Source organism: Streptomyces sp. NPDC089799 (assembly GCF_040684755.1).
GTDB lineage: Bacteria > Actinomycetota > Actinomycetes > Streptomycetales > Streptomycetaceae > Streptomyces.
The window spans coordinates 82,019-88,834 of record NZ_JBFBGR010000035.1; the positions used below are offsets into that span (position 1 = coordinate 82,019).

Genomic DNA, 6,816 nt, shown 5'->3' on the forward strand with positions numbered 1-6,816 from the left:
TTTCAGCCCTGTTTATCCGTTCCCAGGAGCACCGGAAGTTCCTGGTGTCCGTTGGAGATGAAGGACTCGATGCGCCTGAGCCGGTCCGGTGGGCAGGCGAGCGCCAGGTCCGGGAAACGGCCGAAGAGCGCCTCCAGGCCGATCCTGACCTCCAGCCGGGCCAGCGGGGCGCCCAGGCAGTAGTGGGTCCCGAAGCCGAAGGATATGTGGTCGCCCCGGGTCGGGCGGGTGATGTCGAACCGGTCGGCGCCCTCGCCGTGCACCGAGGGGTCACGGCCGGCGCCCGCGTACGAAACCGCGATCGGGGAGCCCTTGGGGATCACCGTGCCGTGGAGGTCGATCTCCTCGACGGCGTAGCGCAGGATGCCGGTGGCCGCGGGCGGTTCGTGGCGCAGGGTCTCCTCGATGACGTCCTCCCAGCCGGCGTCGCCCGCGCGGACCAGGGCGAGCTGCTCGGGGTGGGTCAGCATGGCGTGGATGCAGGAGGAGATGAGGTTCACCGAGGTCTCGTAGCCGGCGGTGAAGAGGAGGATCAGGTTGTCCACCAGTTCCTGCTCGGAGAGACGGGCGCCGTTCTCGTCGTCGCGGGCCGCGATCAGCCCGGAGGTGACGTCGTCGCCCGGCCGCTCCCGCTTGCGGGCCACCAGCTCGGCCATGGTCGAGTGCAGCAGGGCGCCGTTCGCCTGGGCGTCCTCCAGCGAGATCCTGGTGTCGAAGAAGCTCTGGGTGATGCGGTGCAGCGGCTCCCAGAACTCCTCGGGTATGCCGAAGAGTTCGAAGGTGACGTGGGTGGGCAGCTGGTGGGCGAACTCGGCCCGCAGGTCGACGGGGCGGTCCGGCGGGAGGGCCGCGAGGCGGTCCAGCAGGGTTTCGGTGATCCGCTCGATGCGTGGCCGCATGGCGGCCACCCGGCGCGTGGTGAAGGCGGGGGCCACCAGCTTGCGCAGGCGGCTGTGTTCGGAGCCGTAGGCGGTGATCATGTTCCGTACGGAGACCCAGATGGCCAGCGGCCAGGAGCCCTCGATCTCGCCGTTGATCCAGGCGGGCCAGTGCCGGTACGCGTCCTTGGAGACACGGTCGTCGGTCATCAGCCGCTTGAGGTCCGCGAGCCCCGCCACCGCCCGCGCGTCGACGCCGCCGGGCAGGGTCACCGGGGCGGCCGGCCCTAACGCACGGAGCCGAGCGGCCTCGGCATGCACGTCGGCACCCGAGGGGTCGATGGCGTAGGGGCACTGAGGGAGCATCGGGCGTCCTCCACTGAGGGCCGGGTTCCTTGTGCGGAACCACAGCGAACCGGTCGGCCGGATTTTTTTCCGGCGCCGCCGACAATATGTCAGGTCTTCGCACGATCCCAGGGGGATCCCCCTGGGATCGGTGGCGAATTGCCCTGCACGTGGCTGCCGTTGTGGAGCATCTGCAAGTTGTTTGCGAAAAGGGGGCGGAGCTAGTGTCCTGCGTATGACCGACTCCGCAGGACTGCTGACAGGTAAGTCGGCGCTGATCACCGGCGCCAGCACGGGGATCGGCGCGGCCGCGGCACGGGTCTTCTGCCGCGAAGGGGCGTCCGTGACGCTGGTGGCCCGGCGGGAGCGGGAACTGGCTGAGCTGACGGCCGAGTTGTCGGCTGCAGGACACCGCGCACAGTACGTGGTCGCCGATGTGGCGCGGCGCGAGGACGCGGACCGGGCGGTGGCCGCCGCGGTGGCGGAGTTCGGGCGGCTGGACGCCGCGTTCAACAACGCGGGGACGGCGGTGCCCCCGGAGCCCATGCACCTGATGGACGACGCGTCCTTCGACGCGGTCATGGACGTCAACGTGCGCGGCGTGTGGAACTTCATGCGGGCCGAGCTGGCCGCGATGCTGGAGACCGGTGGCGGGGCCATCGTGAACAACAGCAGTACGGCCGGACTGGTGGCCACGGTCGCCAGCTCCCCCTACGTCGCCTCCAAGCACGCGGTGATCGGGCTGACGAAGGCGGCGGCGCACGAGTACGGGGCCCTGGGGATCCGGGTGAACGCGGTCGCGACGGGCGCCACCCGCAGCGAGATGATGACCGGCTGGATGGCCCAGGACCACCCGGCGCGCGAACAGGCCATGGCGCGGCGGACGGTGCTGTCGCGGATGGCCGACACCCCGGAGATCGCGGAGGCCGCGGCCTGGCTGTGCAGCGACCGGGCCTCCTACGTGGCCGGTGCGACGCTGGCGGTGGACGGCGGCTGGCTGGCCCATTGAGCGGGCCGCACGCCCGGCCGGCCGTACGACTGCCGTACGACCGGCCGTCCGCTACGCCGCGCAGGCCGGGAGGCCGCCGTGGAAGGCCACCATCTCGGAGAACAGCTCCCCGATGTCGAGGTGGTGGCCGGGCAGGGCGCCGCGGGCCTCGGCGAACGCCCGGTGCAGGTTGGGCACGATGCGCTCGCTGTCGAGGAGCTCGGCGAAGGGTCCGAGGTCGGCTTCGCGCGCCGTTTCGAGCGGGGTCAGACCGGCTGCGATGCCTTCGGCGGCGAGGTGCTGGACGTGCCGCAGGTACGCCTCGGTGGCGTCGAGCAGTTCGGATCCGCCGACGGGTCCGTGGCCGGAGACGACGGTCAGGGGGCCGAGTGCGCGCAGCCGGGCGATGACGTCCAGCGAACCGGAGACCGAGCCGGTGAGGCAGAAGGGGGTGGCACCCGACATCACGATGTCCCCGGTGAACAGCACCCGGCGCTCGGGGATCCAGACCACCGTGTCGTTCTTGGTGTGTGCGGTGCCCAGGTGCATCAGCTCCGCCCGGACGTCGCCCAGGTGGAGGGTGAGCGGGTCGCGGAAGGTGAGGGCGGGCAGTTCGACGTCGATGTCGCCCCAGCAGACCTCCGGCCACAGCCCGGTGAGGTGGAGTCCGGCGAGGTCCATCTCGGCGCGCGTGGCCTCGTGGGCGATGATCACCGCTTCGTCGGCGAAGAGCCGGTTGCCGAAGGTGTGGTCGCCATGCGGGTGGGTGTTGACCACGTACCGGGGGGCGTACGGGGTGACGGTGGCGACGGCGTCGCGCAGTGCCCCGGCCCGGGCCTCGGTGGCGGCGGTGTCGATGAGGACGGGCCGGGGGCCGGCGGTGATCAGGCCGGCGTTGTTGAGGCACCAGCCGCCGTCCGGCTGGACGTACGCCCAGATGTCCTCGGCGACTTCCTCCAGCCGGGCGCCGGACGGGGAACGGTCGGTCACTTCGGTCTGCTCCTCGGGATGGCGGTCGGCCGGGGTGGCGGGTCGACCGGGCGTGGTTTCGGGGCGGCAGGTCCGGGCGGGGCACGGCTCGGACCGGCGCACGGCCGGCATACGGCTCGGGCCGGTGTACGGCCCTGGCCTGCGTACAGCTCAGGCCGGGGTGAGGGCGGGGTGGTTGCCGGGCCGGGTGAAGTGGCGGTTGTAGTAGACCATCGGCTCCGCCTCCCCCGCGGTGACGGACTCGACCCGGCCGACGAGGATGCTGTGGTCGCCGCCGTCGAGGACGTCGTACAGGCTGCACAGCAGGCGCGCGGTGGCGCCCGGCAGGCCGGGCAGGCCGGCCTCGCACGGCACCATCGGGGTGCCGGCGAACTTGTCGGTGCCCGAGCGGGCGAAGGACTTGGCAAGCTCCTCCTGGTCCGCGGCCAGGACGTTGACCAGGAAGCGGTCGGTGGAGACGAAGGCGTCGTGGCAGGACGCGGTCCGGGCCGGACAGACCAGGATCAGCGGCGGGTCGAGGGACAGGGAGCTGAAGGAGCTCGCGGTGAAGCCCCACCGCCGGCCCTCGGCGTCCACGGTGGTCACGATGGTGACCGGGGTGGGTACGTGCGCCATGGTGCGGGCGAACTCGGCGGGATCGACGGCGGGGACGACGGCGGGGTCTGGGGCGGTCAACGGTCCTCCTGGTTCGGGGCGTGCGGTGGGGCCGGGGCCGGCCGGGGGTCAGGCGGCGCGGACCACCATGGCGGCGTTGAAGCCGCCCCGTCCGCGGGCCAGGACCAGCGCCGTACGCAGGGGCCGCTCCGGCCGCCGCACCTCGGTGACCAGGTCGATCGGGCAGTCGGCGGCCGGTCCGGTGACGCCGGCCGTCGGCGGGATCACCTGGTCGCGGAGGGAGAGCAGGGCGGCGGCCAGGTCGAGGGAGGCGCCGCCCGCGGCGAGCCGTCCGGTGAGGGTCTTGGGTGCGGTGACGGGTACGCCGGCGGGGCCGAAGAGCGCCGCGATGGCCCGGGCCTCCTCACGGTCGGCGTCGCGCCTGCCCGCCGCGTCGGCGAAGACGACGTCGACGTCGGCGGGGGTCAGGCCGGCGTCGCGGAGGGCGAGTTCGGCGGCGGCCCCGAGCCGGGGGGTGCCGCCGGAGCCGGGGGCGGGGTCGAAGGTGGAGGCGTAGCCGGCCACGGATCCGTAGACGGTGGCGCCGCGCTCCCGGGCGGAGGCGGCGTCCTCCAGGATGACGAGTGCTCCGCCCTCGCCCGCGACGTGCCCGGAGGCGTCGGCCGAGAACGGGAGGAAGGCGCGGGCCGGGTCGGAGGCGGTGGTGAGTTCACCGCCGGCCAGGTGGGCGGCCCAGCCCCACGGGCAGAGTGAGGAATCGATTCCGCCGGTGACGACGAGGCGGACGCCCCTGCGGATCTGCCGCCGGGCCTGGGCGACGGCGTCAAGGCCGCCGGCCTGCTCGGTGACGAGGACGCCGCTGGGGCCGCGCAGCCCGTTCTTGATCGAGATCTGGCCGGTGTTGACGGCGTAGAACCAGGCGAAGGACTGGTACGCGCTGACGTACTGGCCGCCCTTGCTCCAGAGCGCCTGGAGTTCCTTCTGGCCGAACTCGAAGCCGCCCGCGGAGGCGGCGGTGATGACGCCGGCCGCGTAGTCGGGGAGTTCGGAGGTGTCGATACGGGCGTCCGCGAGGGCCTCGTCGGCGGCGGCGAGGGCGAGGCGGGTCATGTGGTCGGTCTGCGGGAGCAGCCGGCCGGGGACGTGCGCGGCCGGGTCGAAGCCCGGTATCTCGCCGGCGAGCCGGGCGGGGTACCGGTCCGCGTCGAATCGGGTGATCGGGCGGATGCCGCTCTCCCCGCGGAGGACCGCGTTCCACCAGGTTTCGGTGCCCAGGCCGTTGGGGGCGGTGACGCCGATGCCGGTGACGACGGGGGCTTCGGTGCGGGCGGTGGCGGCCGTGGTGGTGCGTTCGGCGGTGTCGGTGGTCATGCGGAGTCTCCCAGGCGCGGGCGGGTCAGGATCATGGCGCTCTGGAAGCCGCCGAAGCCGCTGCCGACGCTGAGCACGGTGTCGGTGCGCTGCTCGCGGGCGACGAGCGGGGTGTAGTCCAGATCGCAGGCGGGGTCGGGGGTGTGCAGGTTGGCCGTCGGCGGCACCGTGTTGTGTTCGATGGCCAGGGCGCTGGCGGCGACTTCGAGGGCGCCGATCGCGCCCAGGGAGTGGCCGATCATCGATTTGATGGAGCTGACGGGCACGTCGTAGGCGTGCTGCCCGAGGCTCGCCTTGAAGGCGGCGGTCTCGTGGCGGTCGTTCTGCTTGGTGCCCGATCCGTGGGCGTTGATGTAGTCGACGGCGGTCGGGTCGAGCCGGGCCTCGTCGAGGGCGACGGTGATGGCCTCGGCCATCTCGCGGCCGTCGGGGCGCAGGCCGGTCATGTGGTACGCGTTGCAGCGGCTGGCGAAGCCGGAGATCTCGGCGTAGACGTGGGCGCCGCGGCGGCGGGCGCTCTGCAGTTCCTCCAGGATGAGGACGGCGGAGCCCTCGCCGAGGACGAAGCCGTTGCGGGAGGCGTCGAACGGCCGGGAGGCGGTGGCCGGGTCGTCGTTGCGGGGCGAGGTCGCCTTGATGGCGTCGAAGCAGGCCACGGTGATCGGGGAGATGGGGGCCTCGGTGGCGCCGGCGATCATCACGTCGGCGCTGCCTTCGCGGATGAGTTCGACGGCGTGGCCGATGGAGTCGAGGCCGGAGGTGCAGCCGGTGGACACCATCTGTACGGGGCCCTGGGCGCCGGTGCGCCAGGCCACTTCGGCGGCCATGGAGCTGGGCACGAAGTAGTCGAACAGGTGGGGCACGGCCAGGGTGTGGTCGACCTGCCAGGTGCTGCCGCCACGGCTGACCGCGTTGTACTCGGTGTCGAGGCCCATGGTGCAGCCGACGGCGCTGCCGAGGGTGACGCCGGTCCGCAGCGGGTCCAGGCCTTCGGCGTCCAGCCCGCTGTCGCGGAGGGCTTCGGCGGCGCTGGTGAGGGCGAACTGGGCGGCGCGGTCGAGGCGGCCGGCCTCTTCGGCGGTGAAGCCGTGCTCGCGGGGGTCGAAGTCGGCCTCGGCGGCGATCCGGGACCGGAACGGGGTGGCGTCGAAGAGGCTGATGTCTCGGGTGGCGGTCCGGCCGGAGGTGAGGAGGGACCAGAACTCCTTGGTGCCCACGCCTCCGGGTGCGACCACGCCGATTCCGGTGATGACGACGCGTCGGCTCATTGGGTGTCCTTCACGGTGAGTTCTGCTGCTGTACGAGGGGTGTCCGGCCCGTGGGCCGGATGCGCTTCGCGGGTGCTGGGGCGGGATGTCCGAGCTTCCGAGCTTCCGGGCTTCCGCTCGACCACGGGTCGAAGGCCACTGGTGGCCGGTGCGGCCACCGGTGGCCGGGGCTGGGCGGGGGCGGGGGCGGGGGCGGGGTCATCGCCCGTCGGGGCTTCCGCCCCGTCCCCTCCCCCTCCCGGTCCCGGTCCCGGTCCCGGTCCCGGTCAGTAGCGGTAGTGGTCGGGCTTGTAGGGGCCTTCGACCTGGACGCCGATGTAGTCGGCCTGCTCCGGGCGGAGCGTGGTGAGCTTGACACCGA

7 protein-coding genes are annotated in these 6,816 nt (G+C 72.8%); 1 reads left to right on the forward strand and 6 read right to left on the reverse strand.

The window, feature by feature from the left end; genetic code table 11:
* Window positions 1–2: 2 nt before the first annotated feature.
* Entirely contained in the window at window positions 3–1,244 is a 1,242-nt protein-coding gene (locus AB0O36_RS30180; protein WP_365115658.1) for a cytochrome P450, read from the reverse strand.
* Between the two features lie 214 nt (window positions 1,245–1,458).
* On the opposite strand from AB0O36_RS30180, the gene AB0O36_RS30185 reads away from it, so the two are divergent.
* On the forward strand, window positions 1,459–2,232 hold the full coding sequence (locus AB0O36_RS30185) for a glucose 1-dehydrogenase (protein WP_365115660.1): 774 nt from the start codon (window positions 1,459–1,461) through the stop codon (window positions 2,230–2,232).
* A 51-nt stretch (window positions 2,233–2,283) separates the two neighbouring features.
* Here the strand turns inward: AB0O36_RS30185 and AB0O36_RS30190 are convergent, their stop codons facing one another.
* The 5 genes from AB0O36_RS30190 to AB0O36_RS30210 form a co-directional block, all read right to left on the reverse strand.
* Window positions 2,284–3,201: an MBL fold metallo-hydrolase gene (locus AB0O36_RS30190; RefSeq protein ID WP_365115661.1), complete on the reverse strand. Its 918-nt coding sequence runs from the start codon at window positions 3,199–3,201 to the stop codon at window positions 2,284–2,286.
* Between the two features lie 150 nt (window positions 3,202–3,351).
* Window positions 3,352–3,876 carry a flavin reductase family protein gene (locus AB0O36_RS30195; protein ID WP_365115662.1) on the reverse strand — a complete coding sequence of 175 codons (525 nt, stop codon included), beginning with the start codon at window positions 3,874–3,876 and terminating at the stop codon, window positions 3,352–3,354.
* A gap of 48 nt (window positions 3,877–3,924) precedes the next feature.
* Window positions 3,925–5,187 (reverse strand): ketosynthase chain-length factor, encoded by a 1,263-nt coding sequence (locus AB0O36_RS30200; RefSeq protein WP_365115664.1) that lies wholly within the window; start codon window positions 5,185–5,187, stop codon window positions 3,925–3,927.
* Window positions 5,184–6,455, reverse strand: coding sequence for a beta-ketoacyl-[acyl-carrier-protein] synthase family protein (locus AB0O36_RS30205; RefSeq protein WP_365115665.1), 1,272 nt, complete (start codon window positions 6,453–6,455; stop codon window positions 5,184–5,186). The genes AB0O36_RS30200 and AB0O36_RS30205 overlap by 4 nt, the downstream gene beginning before the upstream one ends.
* Window positions 6,456–6,721: 266 nt before the next feature.
* A partial coding sequence (locus AB0O36_RS30210; protein ID WP_365115673.1) for an adenosylhomocysteinase occupies window positions 6,722–6,816 on the reverse strand: 95 nt, incomplete at its 5' end.